General features: G+C 45.3%; 13 protein-coding genes. 6 read left to right on the top strand and 7 right to left on the bottom strand.

Features of this window, described 5'->3' with window-relative positions; translation table 11 throughout:
* Nucleotides 1–39: 39 nt before the first annotated feature.
* Together lptG and lptF are read right to left on the bottom strand one after the other, a co-directional pair.
* Nucleotides 40–1,110: an LPS export ABC transporter permease LptG gene (gene lptG, locus HLM86_RS13580; RefSeq protein WP_170883157.1), complete on the bottom strand. Its 1,071-nt coding sequence runs from the start codon at nt 1,108–1,110 to the stop codon at nt 40–42.
* Between the two features lie 3 nt (nt 1,111–1,113).
* Nucleotides 1,114–2,217, bottom strand: coding sequence for an LPS export ABC transporter permease LptF (gene lptF / locus HLM86_RS13575; protein ID WP_170883156.1), 1,104 nt, complete (start codon nt 2,215–2,217; stop codon nt 1,114–1,116).
* Between the two features lie 192 nt (nt 2,218–2,409).
* On the opposite strand from lptF, the gene pepA reads away from it, so the two are divergent.
* The 3 genes from pepA to HLM86_RS13560 all read left to right on the top strand — a co-directional run bounded on the left by pepA (nt 2,410) and on the right by HLM86_RS13560 (nt 7,515).
* The gene (gene pepA, locus HLM86_RS13570) at nt 2,410–3,918 is read left to right on the top strand and encodes a leucyl aminopeptidase (protein ID WP_076589501.1); all 1,509 of its coding nucleotides are present in this window, start codon (nt 2,410–2,412) and stop codon (nt 3,916–3,918) included.
* A gap of 65 nt (nt 3,919–3,983) precedes the next feature.
* A complete protein-coding gene (locus tag HLM86_RS13565) occupies nt 3,984–4,433 on the top strand; it encodes a DNA polymerase III subunit chi (RefSeq protein ID WP_076589500.1) in 450 nt (149 codons plus the stop codon).
* 208 nt (nt 4,434–4,641) lie between these two features.
* Nucleotides 4,642–7,515, top strand: coding sequence for a valine--tRNA ligase (locus tag HLM86_RS13560; protein ID WP_076589499.1), 2,874 nt, complete (start codon nt 4,642–4,644; stop codon nt 7,513–7,515).
* A gap of 49 nt (nt 7,516–7,564) precedes the next feature.
* On the opposite strand, the gene HLM86_RS13555 is transcribed toward HLM86_RS13560, so the two are convergent.
* Together HLM86_RS13555 and HLM86_RS13550 are read right to left on the bottom strand one after the other, a co-directional pair.
* Nucleotides 7,565–8,557 carry a M48 family metallopeptidase gene (locus HLM86_RS13555; protein ID WP_076589498.1) on the bottom strand — a complete coding sequence of 331 codons (993 nt, stop codon included), beginning with the start codon at nt 8,555–8,557 and terminating at the stop codon, nt 7,565–7,567.
* Nucleotides 8,557–9,732 carry a YjgN family protein gene (locus HLM86_RS13550; protein ID WP_170883154.1) on the bottom strand — a complete coding sequence of 392 codons (1,176 nt, stop codon included), beginning with the start codon at nt 9,730–9,732 and terminating at the stop codon, nt 8,557–8,559. The genes HLM86_RS13555 and HLM86_RS13550 overlap by 1 nt, the downstream gene beginning before the upstream one ends.
* Before the next feature lie 334 nt (nt 9,733–10,066).
* On the opposite strand from HLM86_RS13550, the gene HLM86_RS13545 reads away from it, so the two are divergent.
* The gene (locus HLM86_RS13545; protein WP_143678257.1) at nt 10,067–10,747 is read left to right on the top strand and encodes a substrate-binding periplasmic protein; all 681 of its coding nucleotides are present in this window, start codon (nt 10,067–10,069) and stop codon (nt 10,745–10,747) included.
* Nucleotides 10,748–10,764: 17 nt separating this feature from the next.
* Here HLM86_RS13545 and HLM86_RS13540 read toward each other — a convergent pair whose 3' ends face one another.
* From HLM86_RS13540 to rapA, 3 genes are read right to left on the bottom strand one after another with little or no spacing between them, the layout of a single operon-like run.
* Nucleotides 10,765–11,727 (bottom strand): D-2-hydroxyacid dehydrogenase, encoded by a 963-nt coding sequence (locus HLM86_RS13540; RefSeq protein ID WP_170883153.1) that lies wholly within the window; start codon nt 11,725–11,727, stop codon nt 10,765–10,767.
* Between the two features lie 27 nt (nt 11,728–11,754).
* Nucleotides 11,755–12,492, bottom strand: a complete 738-nt coding sequence (rluA, locus tag HLM86_RS13535) for a bifunctional tRNA pseudouridine(32) synthase/23S rRNA pseudouridine(746) synthase RluA (RefSeq protein WP_170883151.1) — start codon at nt 12,490–12,492, stop codon at nt 11,755–11,757.
* Between the two features lie 56 nt (nt 12,493–12,548).
* Nucleotides 12,549–15,458 (bottom strand): RNA polymerase-associated protein RapA, encoded by a 2,910-nt coding sequence (rapA, locus tag HLM86_RS13530; protein ID WP_170883148.1) that lies wholly within the window; start codon nt 15,456–15,458, stop codon nt 12,549–12,551.
* A 521-nt stretch (nt 15,459–15,979) separates the two neighbouring features.
* Here rapA and HLM86_RS13525 point away from each other — a divergent pair.
* The gene (locus HLM86_RS13525; protein WP_076589492.1) at nt 15,980–17,356 is read left to right on the top strand and encodes a PhoH family protein; all 1,377 of its coding nucleotides are present in this window, start codon (nt 15,980–15,982) and stop codon (nt 17,354–17,356) included.
* Between the two features lie 115 nt (nt 17,357–17,471).
* Nucleotides 17,472–18,476: an ornithine carbamoyltransferase gene (gene argF / locus HLM86_RS13520; protein WP_076589536.1), complete on the top strand. Its 1,005-nt coding sequence runs from the start codon at nt 17,472–17,474 to the stop codon at nt 18,474–18,476.
* Nucleotides 18,477–18,530: the final 54 nt, after the last annotated feature.

Below are 18,530 nucleotides of genomic sequence, written 5' to 3'. Positions count from 1 at the left end.
TGGCAACAAAAACGGCAGCTCAACGCTGCCGTTTGGACCTCATAGCTTTCTTCTTAGTAAAACCAAAGCGACTGAAAGAAAGACCAAACTTGGCATGATGGCACCAAAAACCGGCGGAATACTGTAGACCAAACTCAGTGGGCCAAAAAACTCACTGGAAATATAGAAACTAAACCCTGCTACAACGCCGGACAAGATCCGCGCTCCCATGGTCACACTGCGTAAAGGACCAAAAATAAACGACAAGGCCATCAGCATCATCACAGCAATCGAGAATGGCTGGGTCACTTTACGCCATAAAGCCAACTCATAGCGCGATGCGTCCTGCTCAGAAGCTTTGAGGTAGGAGACATAATTATATAACCCTCCCAGTGACAGCTCTTCTGGTTTGACGGTGACAACCGCCAACTTATCCGGAGCCAAAGAGGTGGTCCATTCATATTCAGGTAAGCTGGTTTTGGAGATTTCTATGTCATCGGCCATATCCGTCAATTGAACATTTTTCATTCGCCAAGTATTGTCTGACAAATAGTCAACCTCAGAGGAGTACAGCACACTTTTCAACTTCTTATCGTCATTAAAGCGCCACATGTTTAAGCCGTAAAGCTTGTCATCTTCCACTTTTCCTATGAAGATAAAGTCATTAGCATCACGAGCCCAAACGCCAGTTCGCACCGATAAAAGCGCACCACCTGAAGTACTAAACGCACGCAGATCTCGCGCCATCTTCTGGGCCTGAGGTGCTCCCCATTGACCAAGCAAGGTGACGATAATCATCAAGGGGACGGCCGTTTTAAGCACCGACAAACCGATATCTAACTTAGAATAACCAGCCGCCTGCATCACCACTAACTCTGAACTGGATGCGAGCATCCCCAATCCAATCAATGCGCCCAATAAAGCAGCCATTGGGAAAAACATTTCGATATCCCGCGGAATGCTCAATGCAACGTACAATAACGCTTGCAGTAAATCATAGCTACCCTGCCCTACTTTGCGTAATTGCTCCACATATTTAATGATGGCGGATAAGCCTACAAACGTCGCCAGCACAAGTGATGTCGTTGCAATAATGGTTCTGCCAATATAAAGATCAAGAATTTTAAACACGACTTATACTGCCTTTTTTCTTTGTCTTAGTTTGTCTTTAAAACGTCGTACCGGAATGCTGTCCATCGAATTTATCCCTATCGCAGTCAGCAACAAAGCCGCATTGATTGGCCACATGCCAATAAAGGAAGCAATCGAACCGTCCTCTAAAGCCGATTTAGTGGCACTGATTGACAAGAAGTAGGCAAGGTAAATCAAGATAGCGGGGCCCATTTTAGCAAAACGTCCTTGGCGTGGATTCACGGCCGAAAGTGGCACAACCAGCATCGTCAACAACGGAATACAGACCACTAAAGAAATTCGCCATTGCAGTTCAGCCTGAGCACTCGAATCCGGATTTGACAGCAGGTCTAGAGTAGGGATTGCCTCCCAATCACGGCCTTTTCGTTTAACATCCCTCTGACCAATCAAACCTTCATATTGATCGAAATCGGTGATCATGTAATTCACCTGCGTCGGAACCCCTTCATAACGGGTACCGTCATACATTCGAATAACCTGACGACCATCACTGAGTTGTTTCACTTCACCGGATTGCGAAAAAGAGACGCTCGGCAAAATGGAATCACGTGGGCGCATTTGTGCGACGAAAACATGCTTCAGTTGTTTCCCTTCAATATCATCAATGAACACCACAGATGACCCATCTGGGGTTCCCTGAAATTGCCCCTTTTGCAACAGATCCACGCTGTTTTCTGATTCTACCTCTTCTTGTAATTGAATCAGCTTTTCCTGACTCATAGGAGCAAATACAAAAGCATTGGCTGCCGCGATGACACCTGTGATAACCGCCAGATACAAGGCGGCACGAATGAGAAACTTATTTCCAATTCCAGTTGCATTCATCACGGTTATTTCACTTTCCGCGTACAAACGACCAAAGGTGAGCAAAATACCGAGGAACAGGCTCAATGGCAGCATCAAAAGTCCCATTGACGGCATGCTTAACCCAACATAATGCATCACCAAACTCGCTGGGATATCACCATCTGATGCATCCGCTAACACTTTGATCAATTTTTGGCTCAAAAACACTAGAAATAGGATAAAAAATATCGCTAACTGGCTCTTGAGTGTCTCGCGGATCAAATATCTAACAATAATCACGCTGAAATTACCTATACAAAACTTGTTTTTTTAATTGAATCACTATAATTTCCCGTTGAACCTTTTATTTTTTTAAATTTCCAGCTAACTGTTAACGTGCTTATTTAAAAGTAGTTCCCATCAAGGAATCAACAAGTAAGACGCCATTATCTAACATTTAGTTCGATTTGTCTTCAGGATGTAGGAGTACGCATGGAGTTCAGTGTAAAGAGTGGTAGCCCAGAAAAGCAACGCAGTGCATGTATTGTTGTCGGTGTCTTTGAGCCACGTCGCCTTTCTCCGGTTGCTGAACAGCTCGATAAGATCAGCGACGGCTATATCAGTTCACTACTTCGCCGGGGTGATCTGGAAGGTAAACCAGGCCAGATGCTCCTGCTGCATCAAGTGCCCGGTGTGCTATCAGAACGCGTTTTACTTGTCGGTTGTGGCAAGGAAAGAGAGTTGGGTGAGCGTCAGTACAAGGAAATCATTCAAAAAACCATTAACACTCTCAACGAAACAGGCTCTATGGAAGCCGTTTGCTTCCTAACAGAACTGCACGTGAAGGGGCGTGATACCTACTGGAAGGTACGTCAAGCCGTCGAAGCAACCAAAGACGGGCTTTATATCTTCGATCAGTTCAAGAGTGTAAAGCCAGAAACACGCCGTCCACTGCGTAAATTGGTGTTTAACGTCCCAACTCGACGCGAGTTGAGCTTGGGTGAAAAAGCCATTTCTCATGGTTTGGCGATTTCTTCCGGCGTCAAGGCCTCGAAAAACCTTGGTAACATGCCACCCAATATCGCTAATCCTGCCTATCTTGCCTCACAAGCTCGTCGTCTTGCCGATGACTACGAGACCATTACCACTAAGATAATCGGTGAGCAGGAGATGGAAAAGCTAGGGATGACGTCTTATCTTGCCGTAGGCAGAGGTTCTAAAAATGAATCACTGATGTCCATTATGGAATATAAAGGTAGCCCAGATCCCGATGCAAAACCAATTGTACTCGTAGGTAAAGGACTGACGTTTGATTCCGGCGGTATCTCCCTCAAACCGGGAGAAGCCATGGACGAAATGAAGTATGACATGTGTGGCGCTGCTTCCGTTTTTGGAACCATGAAGTCTCTGGCAAAGCTCAACCTGCCGATTAATGTCATTGGTATTCTGGCTGGTTGTGAAAATATGCCTGGTAGCAATGCTTACCGCCCTGGTGACATTCTCACGACTATGTCTGGTCAAACGGTGGAAGTATTGAACACGGATGCCGAAGGCCGCTTGGTGTTGTGTGACGCCTTAACTTATGTGGAGCGCTTTGACCCTGAATGCGTCATTGATGTTGCAACCTTAACTGGTGCTTGTGTCATTGCCTTAGGCCACCATATCAGTGGCATACTCTCAAACCATAACCCCTTGTCCCATGAACTGGTAAACGCGTCAGAACAAGCCAGTGATCGTGCATGGCGTTTACCGATGGCAGACGAGTATCATGAACAATTGAAGAGCCCGTTTGCTGATATGGCAAACATAGGTGGTCGACCAGGTGGCACTATTACTGCTGGCTGCTTTTTGTCCAAGTTTGCTAAAAAGTACCACTGGGCACACCTTGATATTGCAGGGACTGCATGGAAATCTGGCGCAGCGAAAGGCTCAACAGGGCGTCCGGTCTCGATGCTTGTCCAGTTCTTGCTTAATCGAAGTGGCCTAGAGGCAGAGGAATAATCCTCGAAATCTAAAAAAGGGCCGAAAGGCCCTTTTTTGTCTCTCTTGATTTATTGAGTAAATTTATGCCAAAGGCAACGTTTTACATCGTCAACCCAGATTCTCCTCAAGACAACATAGAGGGGTTTGACCAATACATACTCTTTCTCGCACAACATTTTTCTCAGCAAGGTGCAAAGGTTTACATTAACTGCCACGATCAATCACATGCTGAGCGAATTGCCGAAGTTTTTTGGCAAGTCGCATCTCAACAATTTGTTGCCCATAACCTTGTTGGAGAGGGCCCGCGGTATGGCACCAATATCGAAATTGGACACCAAGGTGTGAAACCTTCTTGGAATCGACAATTGGTTATAAACTTGGCGAAAAATGAGACAACCTTTGCGAACAAGTTTACTGAGGTGGTAGACTTCGTATCTTGCGAAGAAAAAGCGAAGCAACTCGCAAGAGAAAGGTATAAAATCTATCGTCAAGCTGGTTACCAATTACAAACGTTAGAAATCAACCATCAATAACCGTCAATCCTTATAGTTAAACTCTCTTTCGAGAGAGTTCACTTATAACGATTGACAGACATTAACCTGAACACAATTCCCCCAAATAATTGGAGTTGTAGCAAGTTAGTAAGAGCAACATTTCTGAACAAAAACCAAAGTGTGATGAAATCGGCAATTGCAAACAACGACGCTACCGCCGCAATGATAATGGGAAAAAATGAGCACTATGGAAAAGACATACAACCCAACATCAATCGAACAAGCTTTGTACCAAGCTTGGGAAGAGAAAGGCTACTTTAAGCCACACGGTGACACATCAAAAGAAGCGTACAGCATCATGATTCCGCCACCAAATGTCACTGGTAGCCTGCACATGGGTCACGCCTTCCAAGACACCATCATGGATACGCTTATCCGTGCTGAGCGTATGAAAGGTAAAAACACGCTGTGGCAAGTCGGTACAGACCATGCGGGTATCGCCACTCAAATGGTTGTTGAGCGTAAGATTGCTGCAGAAGAAGGCAAAACAAAACACGACTACGGCCGTGAAGCTTTCATCGACAAGATCTGGGAATGGAAAGGCGAATCAGGTGGCACGATCACTCAGCAACTTCGTCGTCTTGGAGCCTCTGTCGATTGGGATCGTGAGCGATTCACTATGGATGACGGCCTATCGGCTGCGACTCAAGAAGTGTTTGTTCGTCTCTACGAAGAAGACCTAATCTACCGTGGTAAGCGTCTCGTCAACTGGGACCCTAAACTGCACACCGCAATCTCGGATCTTGAAGTTGAAAACAAAGACAAAAAAGGTTTCATGTGGCACTTCCGCTACCCGCTAGCGAACGGCGTTAAAACGGCTGATGGTAAAGACTACATCGTTGTTGCGACGACTCGTCCTGAAACCATGCTTGGTGATACTGGTGTTGCTGTTAACCCAGAAGATCCTCGTTACAAAGATCTTATCGGCAAAGAAATCCTACTTCCTGTTGTAAACCGTCTTATCCCTATCGTAGGCGATGAGCACGCAGACATGGAAAAAGGCACGGGTTGTGTGAAGATCACTCCAGCTCATGACTTTAACGATTACGAAGTGGGTAAGCGCAACAACCTACCGATGATCAACATCCTAACGTTCAACGCTGATATCCGTGATGCTGCTGAAGTCTTCACAACGAACGGCGAAGAAAGCGATGTTTACTCAACAGATATCCCTGCTAAGTACCAAGGCATGGAGCGTTTTGCTGCACGTAAAGCTATCGTTGCTGAATTCGATGAGCTTGGTCTTCTTGAAGAGATCAAAGATCACGACCTAACAGTCCCTTACGGCGACCGTGGTGGCGTGGTTATCGAACCAATGCTGACTGACCAATGGTACGTGCGCACAGCACCTCTTGCAGAGCCAGCAGTTAAAGCGGTTGAAGATGGTCAAATCCAATTCGTACCTAAGCAGTACGAAAACATGTACTTCGCGTGGATGCGTGACGTGCAAGACTGGTGTATCTCTCGTCAACTTTGGTGGGGCCACCGTATCCCAGCATGGTACGACAACGATGGTAAAGTTTACGTAGGTCGCACTGAAGAAGAAGTTCGTGAAAAGAACAACCTAGCGCCTGTTGTTGTGCTTAAGCAAGACGACGACGTACTGGATACTTGGTTCTCTTCTGCACTTTGGACGTTCGGCACACAAGGCTGGCCTGAAGATACTGACGCACTGAAAACATTCCACCCATCTGAAGTACTCGTATCTGGTTTTGATATTATCTTCTTCTGGGTTGCTCGTATGATCATGATGACCATGCACTTCGTGAAAGACGAAGATGGCAAGGCTCAAGTCCCTTTCAAAACCGTTTACATGACGGGTCTTATCCGTGATGAAAACGGCGACAAGATGTCTAAGTCGAAAGGTAACGTACTTGACCCAATCGACATGATTGACGGCATCGGCCTTGAGGAGCTAGTAGAGAAGCGTTGTGGCAACATGATGCAACCAAAATTGGCGGCCAAAATCGAGAAGAACACACGTAAAACGTTCGAAAACGGTATCGAACCCTACGGTACTGACGCACTGCGTTTCACTCTTGCTGCTATGGCTTCAACTGGCCGTGACATCAACTGGGACATGAAGCGTCTTGAGGGTTACCGTAACTTCTGTAACAAGCTATGGAACGCAAGTCGTTACGTACTGATGAACACAGAAGAGCACGACTGCGGCATGTCACTGTCTGTAGAAGACCGTGCAAACATGGAATTCTCTCTCGCAGACAAGTGGATTGAATCTCAGTTTGAAGTTGCAGCGAAAGAGTTTAACGCTCACCTAGACAACTACCGTCTAGACATGGCAGCCAACACGCTTTACGAATTCATCTGGAACCAATTCTGTGACTGGTACTTAGAGCTAACTAAACCTGTTCTTTGGAAGGGGTCTGAAGCTCAACAACAAGCGACTCGTTACACGCTTATCACGGTTCTTGAGAAGACTCTGCGTCTTGCTCACCCTGTTCTTCCTTACATCACGGAATCTATCTGGCAGAGCGTTAAGCCGCTAGTAGAGGGCGTTGAAGGTGAAACGATCATGACTCAAGCGCTTCCTCAGTTTAATGAAGCTAACTTCAATGCTGAGATCGTTGACGACATCGAATGGGTTAAGACTTTCATCACTGCTATCCGTAACCTACGTGCGGAATACGACATTGCACCAAGCCAAGGCTTAGAAGTAATGATCAAGGTTGCTGATGAGAAAGATGCCGCTCGTATCGAAGCAAACAAGATCGTTCTGACTTCTCTAGCTAAGCTAGACGATATTAAAGTTCTAGCTGATGGTGAAGAGACTCCTGCTTGTGCAACTAAACTGGTTGGCAAATCTGAGCTGATGATCCCAATGGCGGGCCTTATCGACAAAGATGCCGAGCTTGCTCGCCTAGACAAAGAAGTGAAGAAAACGCACGGCGAAATCAAGCGTATCGAAGGCAAGCTAAGTAACGAAGGTTTCGTTGCTAAAGCGCCAGAAGCGGTTATCGCGAAAGAGCGTGAAAAGCTTGAAGGCTATCAAGAAACCCTGATTAAACTGGAAGAACAGAAATCAACTATTTCAGCACTTTAACTATTTCACAATGAAAATAAAAGGCAGCGATTTCGCTGCCTTCTTCATTTTATGGTTCCCGTATGGTTCGAATACGCTGATCCAAATCTGGGTGCGTACTCAGCCACTCTGGCATGTTGATTGCGTCCATGTGCATTTTTTCAAACATTTCTACCATTGGCTCACTATGGCCATAAATAAGTACCATTGCCTTTTTTGCATAGTGATCGGCTTGTGTTTCTGCGTCTCTCGAGTGGCTGTTCGACGACAAGAAAACACCGACACTGGCAAGCGTGTCGACAATACCAGAACTTTCTCCAGTGAGTACCGCAACGCCAACCGACAACAAACTCGAATACACCAAGTTTTTCATCACGTGATTATGATGAATGTGCCCCAACTCGTGCAAAATAACACTGTCGAGTTGCTGCTCATTGCCCGCCAGTGCAACCAACTTGTCCAGCAACACAATTTTGCCTCCCGGCAACGCAAACGCATTAGCCCCCATCTTAGATGAGCGAAAAACAACAGTGATCGGATATGGGAATTCACCCAAGCTTTCCACATGCCCTTTTATCCGTTGACGAATTAGGTCTTGCCGCTCATGGCTTATTTTGCTTGGCTCCCAGCTATTGTCGAGATGTTCTAGGACCTTATCGCCAAGAATGACTGACACGCGGTGAGGAATCGCTTCAGCCAATCTATCACTCATCCAAGGGATGACATACAAATAGGTACCTATTATCAAAGCAACACACGCAACAGCAGAAAGTAACCATGCAAGACTGTTCGACTCGACCTTGTCCAGCACGCTTGCTTTACGTATTTTTTCCAAAAATTGGTCAACATGAGTATCCTTGTCGACGACAAATACCCAACCATTGGAGAATGTAAATCGTATTGGCAAGTTACCGACAGGGGCACTAATATTGGTCTGCTGCAAATCATAGTCCATGATTTGTCCATCGACGCAAAGACTTAATCTATTAGTCTGAGAGACATCGAGCACCGCATCATGTTTGACCGAACTGCGTGGCGGAAAAGCAATCCCATCCATTCTCATTAACCGATACCAATACCTAAGTCGAATGCTTGTGCCAATTCATCCGTCACCGCGGATTTAACGTTTGAGCCCTGATCAATCGCTTTCAGTTCACTCATGTCACCAATAACCGTCGTATTGTCAGCAATATAACGCATCGTACGAACCATTACCCATGCCCTTGCAAGACCAAGAGTCACTACCTGAAGAAGGAAATTAGAAATAATGAGCCATGCGTAGCCACTGACTGTCAACGTTGAAGCAAAGGTATAAGTTGGCAGATCTTTTTCGTTGAGCTTTGACTGAACCTGAGAGATCACGTAGTTATGGACACACGTTGCTGTATAGGCGGTTAAAACAATCATCACGACAAGGATAGCAATATAGGCAAGCACATAAGCAACGGTATTAGTCATATCCATCAATGACGAGAAATTACCATTTGTCATTTGGCTAACATCATTCTTGCCAAAGATCGTCAACAGCGTTGTCACACCAATAAGCGCAAAAACTAAGATCCCGAGCCCCATTGCTTTTAGATATGTTTTGACAAAAAAGCCCAACTCAATCTTTGCGCTGAATTGCCACTCACCGAATTTATAACCGTTCACGAAATATCGTAACATACCCGACATGATCCAAGCGTGAAGTGCTGCCATAAAAAATAACGATCCTACCCCCATGACAATCGCAGCCAAAAACGAAACTTGAAATAGGGACACGACGACAAAGGCATAGATTGAGAACAAGATGACAGCACCCAAACCACGTCCCATAAGCGCGATATAAGCGTCTTTCAGAGACGCATTAAATGAAAACCGCACATTGCGATAACTTGTCATCGCTGCATCAAAACGAGCATTACTCCAGAGCAGCCATGGGAGCGCACAATAAAAGACAAAGAGTAATAAGGAACTAAACACTGGCGAAAACGAACTCGAAACCACCCAGACAAAGAGCACTGCGACCGCAACGAGACGGCCCTTCAAAATTTGCATCGGCATCGCATGATAATCGAAGTTGTCACCAGCGATATAAGTATTACCATAAAAATAACGTTTGGTTCTTACTTTTGCCCAAGCAGAGTAAATACCAAGCGTTATAGCAGAAAGAAAAAAGTTGACAATCCAAATTCCAAAGAATTCACTGCCTTTCCCCTTAAATTCAATAGGGTTTATGTTTGTTTTCTGTTCCATTTCTTTTCAATGTCCTAAAAGTGTGTGTATAGAAGGTTAAGGCGGCTAATATCTTGCAATTTATTAAGTTAGTCCATGGTTGTTTTTTAAAAAATTCAACCAATTGAAGCTCATCACAATTAGAAATAATCTTTATAACAATATTTTTACACATTCAGGCATCACACGAAAATACAACGACGTGTCCGCCAAAATAAGACCCCTTTTCTAAGCCCGATATCTCGTTATAGGTTGGCTCCCGAGCAATTATACCCTAGCATTAATAAATATATTAACAGCAGTCGCTGGAGTGAACATGCCATCACACAAGTTTTGGGTGGGTATATTGACAACTATGCTTACCACGGCGGCTCTTTCCAATGAACAGCCCAAAGTCATTGAAATTGTCGCGGGCGAGTGGCCCCCTTTTATTGGCGAAGAATTAGAAGGTTTTGGGCAGGTCGGACAAACCATTAAAAACGTATTTTCTGTTCAGGGTTATCAAGTCGAGTTCCATTTTTTACCCTGGAAGCGCGCCTATAAAAAGGCGAGTGCTGGTGAATATGCCGCAACCGCAGTTTGGATGTTCACTCAAGAGCGAACCGAGCACTTTATGTATAGTGATCCCGTTGCACAAGAGCAATTTGTTTTTTTTCACCTCAAAGAGGAACCGTTCGAATGGCAGTCACTGGCTGACATTCAAGGAAAACATCTTGGTGGCGGTCTCGGCTATAGCTATGGAAATGAGCTCGACAATATGTTGTCCGGCAATCAAATCAGCATGAACAGAGTTGAAGGCCCAGAAAAAGCCTTTCAACTCCTCAAATACCGGAGAGTAGAACTTGTCCCCGAAGAGAAAAATATTGGCTTATTCACTCTAAATAGATTGCCCTTAGAAACTCAAGCGCTCATTACCTATCATCCTAAACCTTTTTTAATTAATAACAGTTACCTGATGTTTTCTAAAGCGCACCCAGATGGAAAGAAACTGTTGGAAATTTTTAATAAAGGACTTAAACGAATCAACAAACAGTAATGGCGGCTGAATGTTATTTAAACAATACGATTCTGTGCCCTCCCTTCGATAAAGGCGACGATATTGGCAATTAAAATATCCGCCAATTTTTTAATCGAAGAATCACTCCCCCAGGCCACATGAGGGGTCAGCAACAAATTGGGCAAATGCATATTGGCAATCAGGGCGTTAGATTGTTCAGCGGGTTCATCGGTAAACACATCAAAACCTGCACCACTAATGATGCCAAGATTGAGCGCGTTGACGAGCGCCTCTTCATTGACCAGCCCCCCTCGACCGGTATTGATAACAATGCTGCTGGTCTTCATTTGTGCCAATTCATGCGCACCAATTAACCCCTGAGTCTGTTCGTTTAAAGCACAATGAAGGGTCAGGACATCCGACATAGATAAGACTCTTTCGAACGGAAGAAATCCGTCTCGACACGTTGACGCACCTTTACGCTCCGCAAATAAGACATTCATTCCCAACGCCTTTGCTAGCGTCGCGGTAGCGCGCCCGAGCGTGCCACTTCCAATCACACCGAGTGTTGAACCCGCGACATCCGTGATAGCGTGAGTAAAAAAACAAAACTGCTGGTGACGTTGCCATTCTCCGTTAGCAATATCATTGTGATAACCTTTAAGATTACGTTTCAAGGCAAATATCATCGCAATAACATGTTCAGGTACTGACTGAGTGGCATAACCCTGAACGTTGGTCACGGCGATTCCTCGCTTAAGGCAAGAGTCAATATCAATATTGTTATAACCCGTTGCAGAAATGGCGATCATCTTAAGTAAAGGCAATTGACTCAGGCTGCTGTCATTAAGAACCACTTTGTTGGTAATCACAATTTGAGCCTCTTTCAAGCGTTCCACGACTTGAGCTGGTGAGGTATCGTCATATTCTATCCACTGATGATCAAAAGGCAGATGCGGTACTTCAATCTGCGGAGGGATGGTGGCTCGATCAAGAAAAACAACAATGGGCAGTGTCATGGTATCTCCTAGTCCTGCCCTTGCGAATTAAGGGGAAGGCAGTGTTTTATAATCCGGCAATTCTCGCACAGGATTAAAATAGTGAAAGAGCATCGATTCGGCTTCAGGATAGAAGTCACATGAAACGAAAAGATTCATAAGCCTTTGAGAGTTCGGGTGATAAAAACTGAGCTCGGCCGCATGAAGTGCTAAGCGATCAGAAAACTCAAACGCTTCCACATGAGCGTAAAACTCATCACCAACAATCGCATGCCCTAGCGCTTGCATATGGACTCTGAGTTGATGTGAGCGCCCAGTAATAGGCAGTAACCGGACTAAAGTCGTTTTGTCTTCTCGCTTTACCACGTTGAAAAGCGTCTTTGCCGCTTTACCATGTTCAAAACAAACCTTTTGCCTTGGCCGGTTCGGCCAATCACCCACCAACGGAAAATCCACTTCCCCTGCACTGACCTCAACCTCACCCCAAACACGTGCGTAGTAAACCTTATGGGTCAGTCTGTATTGAAACTGTTTCTTCAACGAACGCTCTGCGGTCTTCGTCTTTGCGAGCAACATTAACCCTGACGTATCCATATCAAGTCGGTGCACGACTTGAATATCAGGGTACGTTTCTGCGAGTCGAGACCACATGCTGTCGTGATGCTCTTTGAGACGCCCAGGTACCGACAATAAACCCGATGGTTTATTCACCGCTAATATATGGTCGTCTTCAAAGACGATATCAACCCAAGGCGCCTTCGGTGGGTTGTATTCTACCATTGCCATATTACTGTCCAATGTAAACCCAGTGGATCACTGGGTTTATTTTCGTTAATTATCGGCTAATTGTGGGAAACAACAATCATTCTAAGCGAATCCAACTGATACTGAGCTTGACGAATGTAACCTGTCAGCTCTTTTATTTGATCCTCAATGGCCGCAATTTCTTCATCACGAATGTTTGGGTTGACCGCTTTTAACGCCAACAATCGTTCCAACTCTGAATTCAAGCTCACCTGCATATCTTGCTGTGCTTGATCACGAACAGCCTCTACTTTATTCAGAATCAAAGCTTCGCCGGTTGCCACTAACTGATGCACTTGCGATTGCACTGATGCCACAAGCTTAGTTGCAATATGGCGGCCCACTGGACTCAATTGACGATTGAAACTTTCAAATTCAACCTGATCAGATAAATCATTCCCTTTGCCATCTAACATCATCCGAATAGGAGTGGTCGGCAAGAAACGACTAATACCACTGCGTTTGGGTGCCTGCGCATCGACCTTGAAGATGAGTTCAAGAAGCAAAGTCCCAACAGGTAGCGCTTTATTTTTGAGTAGGGATACTGCACTGGTGCCCACGCCCTCGCTCATCAATAAATCGATCCCTCCTTGTATCATCGGGTGCTCCCAACTCATGAAATTCATGTCTTCACGAGATAACGCCGTTTCGCGGTCAAATGTAATAGTGGCGCCTTCATAGGGAAGCCCCGGATAGCTGGGGACTAACATGTGTTCCGATGGCGTAACCACCAATGCATTCTCACCCTTATCGTCTTGATCCAATCCAATCGTATCAAACAAGCTTAGGGCAAACGTGACTAAGTTTGTATCGCCGTCCGTTGCAGCAATCGTTTCAACGATAGATTGTGCTTTTTCCCCGCCATTAGAATGTATTTCAAGTAACCGATCACGTCCTTGCTCAAGCTGTGCTTTCAGTTCTTTATTGAGCAATGCAGATTCAGAAATTACCTCATCCAGTTCCGTCATGTCTCCCGATGCCAACATTTCAACTAACTGGTCAGCGTATTTATCATAGACAGTGCGACCTGTCGGGCACGTCTCTGCAAATGCATCAAGGCCTTCATCAAACCAACGAGCCAGAATGGCTTGTGATGTCCCCATTAGATAAGGCACATGAATATCAATGTCACGGTTTTGGCCAATCCGGTCAAGGCGGCCAATACGCTGCTCTAGGAGGTCTGGATTAAACGGCAAGTCAAACATGACCAATTGGTTAGAGAATTGGAAATTACGCCCTTCTGACCCAATTTCACTACAGATAAGAACCTGGGCCCCTCCTTCTTCTTGAGCAAAGTAGGCGGCGGCCTTATCTCGTTCGAGGATTGACATACCCTCGTGAAAAACAGTGGCACGAATACCCTCTCGCTCCCGAAGTGCTTGCTCGAGCTGCAAAGCCGTGCTGGAACGTGATGCAATAACCAATATTTTTTCGCTACGCTTATCTTTTATTTTATCAATGAGCCAATTCACACGACTATCGAACTGCCACCAACTGGCATCATCCCCTTCAAATTCTTGAAAAATTTCTTCGGGGTAAAGGTTCTTCATCGCCCGAGCTTCGACATTAAGCTTGCCGCCAATCATGCCTGAGACACGCATCGATGTGGTGTACTGTTGAGGTATTGGCATGGGTAAAAGGTTCACATTTCTCTTAGGAAAACCTTTAATGGCAGCACGAGTGTTGCGGAATAAGACGCGCCCAGTACCGTGACGATCCATCAAATTCTCGATCAATTCTTGCCGCGTGACGGCTTTTAAATCATCACTACTATCACTTTCAATAATTCGAAATAATGGCTCAACGTCCTGTTCTGATAACAGCTCAGCGATCTGGTTTTTCGCGTGATTCTCTAACATTTCGCCAGACAGCAAGGCGCTGACCGCATCCGCCACTGGCGCGTATTGTTCTTCTTCTTTAACAAATTCTTGATAATCGAAGAAACGGTCTGGATCGAGCAAACGCAGTCGCGCAAAATGACTTTCGCGGCCAAGCTGCTCGGGTGTTGCGGTGAGCAATAATACACCCGGCGTACGCTCTGCCAACCCTTCTACTACTTGATATTCACGACTTGGCTGTGTTTGACTCCATTCAAGATGATGCGCTTCATCAACCACCAGCAGATCCCAATCAGCTTCAAGCGCTTGCTCAAAACGTTTACGGCTTTTGCGTAAAAAATCTAAAGAGCACAAGACGTATTGCTGAGTATCGAATGGATTGTCAGAATCAGCAAAAGCTTCGATGCACCGCTCTTCATCAAAAATAGAGAAATGAAGGTTAAAGCGACGCATCATTTCAACAAGCCACTGATGTTGAAGAGTCTCTGGAACGACAATGAGAATTCGCTCTGCACGACCAGCCAACACTTGCTGATGAATGATCATCCCAGCCTCAATGGTTTTACCCAACCCAACTTCATCGGCGAGTAAAACGCGTGGCGCATGGCGGCGCCCAACTTCATGCGCAATAAATAACTGATGGGGAATCAAACCTGCACGCATACCACATAGGCCTCTCATCGGGCTCTTGTGCTGTTCATATTGGTTAATCAACGCTCGATAACGCAACACAAAGTTATCCATACGATCAATTTGACCCGCATAGAGTTTATCTTGCGGTTTGTTAAAACGGATCTGGTTACTCAACATGATCTCGCGGAGCATTATCCCTTGCTCACCAGTATCTTCTCGCATACCGATATAGCTTAATAGGTCTTGGTCTTCGACCACTTGTTCTATGCTCAGTGACCATCCTTCCTGACTGTCGACCCTATCGCCAACATTAAAGGTGACTCGGGTGACGGGCGCATCATTACGGGCGTAGACTCGGTTTTCTTCACAAGCAGCAAACATTAATGTGACCGTACGAGCATCTAATGCTACCACCGTCCCTAAACCAAGATCGCTTTCCGTATCGCTAATCCAGCGCTGGCCTAAAGCAAATGTCATGAATCGACTACCTCACCTGTTAAATTCAAAAAATAGATCTAGTTATTCTAGAGGTTGTTGGCCTGCGGCGACAAAATTTTGTTCATTCGCCCCGCGCCCACGTATTTGATAATCACGTAACTAAAAAGCAACTGACACATCATCTAACACGTCAGTCATCACGGACAAAAAGGTCGCCCATATTACTCGAACCTGTGATGTTGGTCACGTACAAACCCTCAAAAAATCAACAATTTTTTCTTCATCTTTTGCATGACATCAAAGTGTAAGAAAAGAGTGGCAATTCTAAAAAGGACAAGTTCGAATCTGACTTATACTCACAGAGGATAACGTAACTCTTTGTGTCAATTTTACGACTGGCACAAGAGATGCATTGTTTCAGATGACGATCAACACGGGCTTGCAACATTGTAGCTAACCGACAGCGATCTCTGAGCGACATGCTGCAAGCAACCGCAAGTAGGCCACATCACAAACTCTTGTGAATGGCAAACAAGCCGCATCGCGGCAAGGAGACGCTTATGGGTGACACGGATCGGAAATTTTTTGTCCTAGACACCAACATCCTTCTTCATGAACCTTCAGCCATCTATTCATTTCAAGAACACGACGTGGTCATCCCAATGACTGTCCTCGAAGAACTTGATCGAATCAAAGACAGTAAACGCGATGTTGCGCGCGATGCACGCGTTGCGATCAGAGCCATGGAAGCCATGTTCAAAGACGCGACACCTGATGAAATTTCTGAAGGCATCGCGATTAACCGAGATAAAGAGAATACGGGCCATATCTCCATTCTTGCCGATTTTGAACTTCAGGAGACGATCAAAGCATTTGCGGACAAAGCAGGTGACAATCGAATCCTTAATGCCGTTCTTTACCTACAAAACAAGCGCGCGCCTCGTGAAGTGGTTCTGATCACGAAAGACATCAATATGCGTTTGCGAGCGAAAGGAGCTGGTGTCCGCTTTGTTGAAGACTACCGCACTGACCAGTTGATTGACGACGTTCAGTACTTAACTAAAGGCTTCCAACAAGTTGAGGGCAACTTTTGGACCAATGTGGACGAGGTAGAAAGTAAAAATCGTTGCGGTCACACTTATCACACCCTGAACCGCGAACCTTTCGAACCCACTTACCTAAATCAGTATGTCATTGACGAAGAAAGTGACTTCGCTGGCCGAGTAGAAAACATTGGTTCTGAAAAGATCATACTCAGAGATCTGAGCAGAGAGCGTATGCTGCATCGCCGAGCTTGGGATATCACGCCTAAAAACATTTATCAGGGCATGGCCCTTGATGCCCTTCTCGACCCGGATATCGATTTGGTCATCTTAACCGGTGCAGCTGGTAGCGGTAAGACACTGCTTGCCCTCGCTTCTGCATTAGAACAAACCATAGAGCACGGTATGTTCGATAAGATCATAGTGACTCGCAATACACCAGATATTGGAGAATCCATTGGTTTCCTACCCGGTAGTGAAGAAGAAAAGATGCTACCTTGGCTCGCTGCTGTCACCGATACACTTGAAGCCTTGCATAAACATGATCACTGCACAGAAGGCTCGATGAAATACATTTGTGATAAAGCCAATATTCAGTTCAAATCCATCAACTTTATGCGCGGGCGTTCCATTCAGAACGCATTTGTCTTGCTGGATGAATGCCAAAACCTCACCGCTTCGCAAATCAAAACCATCATTACCCGCTGCGGCGAAGGAACAAAAATCGTTTGCTCTGGTAATCTGGCCCAAATTGATTCGCACTTCTTAACCCCGGTCAATTCCGGATTAACGTATATGGTTGAGCGTTTCAAAAACTTCGAGGGCAGTGCGAACATTCACCTCAACGGTGTCGTTCGAAGCCGTCTGGCGGAGTTTGCCGAAGAGAATTTATAATCAAAAATGCCGAAATATAATTCATATTTCGGCATTTTAAACAAATAATAATTCACAAACACACCTAGATTATGTTTGAATGGTCAACAAGCTGAACGATTTGTTGGACAGAAATATGGCCTTTAACTTACGGAATCGAAATTTTCTTAAACTTCTCGACTTTACTGCAAACGAGATTGATTTCTTGCTTGATTTATCCGTTACTCTCAAAAAAGCGAAATATGCTGGCGGTGAGCAAAAAAAATTGCAGGGTAAAAACATCGCTCTCATCTTTGAAAAAGCCTCCACACGCACTCGTTGTGCCTTTGAAGTTGCAGCCTTTGATCAGGGGGCTCAGGTCTCTTACATTGGGCCATCAGGTTCACAAATTGGCGACAAAGAGTCGATGAAAGACACGGCTAGGGTCTTGGGGCGGATGTATGACGGAATTGAATATCGTGGCTTTGGTCAGGACATTGTTGAACAACTGGGCAAATATGCCGGTGTGCCCGTTTGGAATGGTCTAACCGATGAATTTCATCCCACTCAGGTTCTGGCCGATTTCATGACCATGCAAGAGCATGGACGCGGTAAACCATTAAACGAAACCACCTTTGCTTACCTTGGCGATGCTCGCAATAATATGGGTAACTCGCTATTGGTTGGTGCCGCAAAAATGGGAATGAACCTTCGTCTTGTTGCACCAAAAATCTTCTGGCCTGAAGAAGCATTGATTGCAACTTGCCAAACAATCGCCCAGCACACTGGTGCCAACATAATACTCACCGAAAATGTAGAACAAGGCGTCAAAGGCTGTGATTACCTTTACACTGATGTGTGGGTCTCTATGGGCGAAGATCCTAACACTTGGGATGAACGTGTCGCTTTATTAGCGCCTTATCAGATCAATGCCGATGTCATCGCCATGACATCAAACCCGCACGTCAAATTTATGCATTGTTTACCTGCTTTTCATAATGATCAAACCGAGATAGGCAAAAGAGTGTCGGATAAATATGGCATGAGCGGGCTTGAAGTCACAGAAGACGTATTTGAATCTAAATACTCAATTGTCTTTGATCAGGCGGAGAACCGAATGCACACGATCAAAGCTGTGATGGTAGCCACACTTGGGGCATAAAATCTACACTGCTTACACGGAAAATACGAATTAGCATCGCTTGTGTTCACTCAT

Source organism: Vibrio ostreicida, from assembly GCF_013074385.2.
Classification (GTDB): Bacteria; Pseudomonadota; Gammaproteobacteria; order Enterobacterales; family Vibrionaceae; genus Vibrio; species Vibrio ostreicida.
The sequence above is the reverse complement of the archived record's forward strand: the minus strand, read 5'-3'. Positions and strand labels throughout refer to the sequence as shown.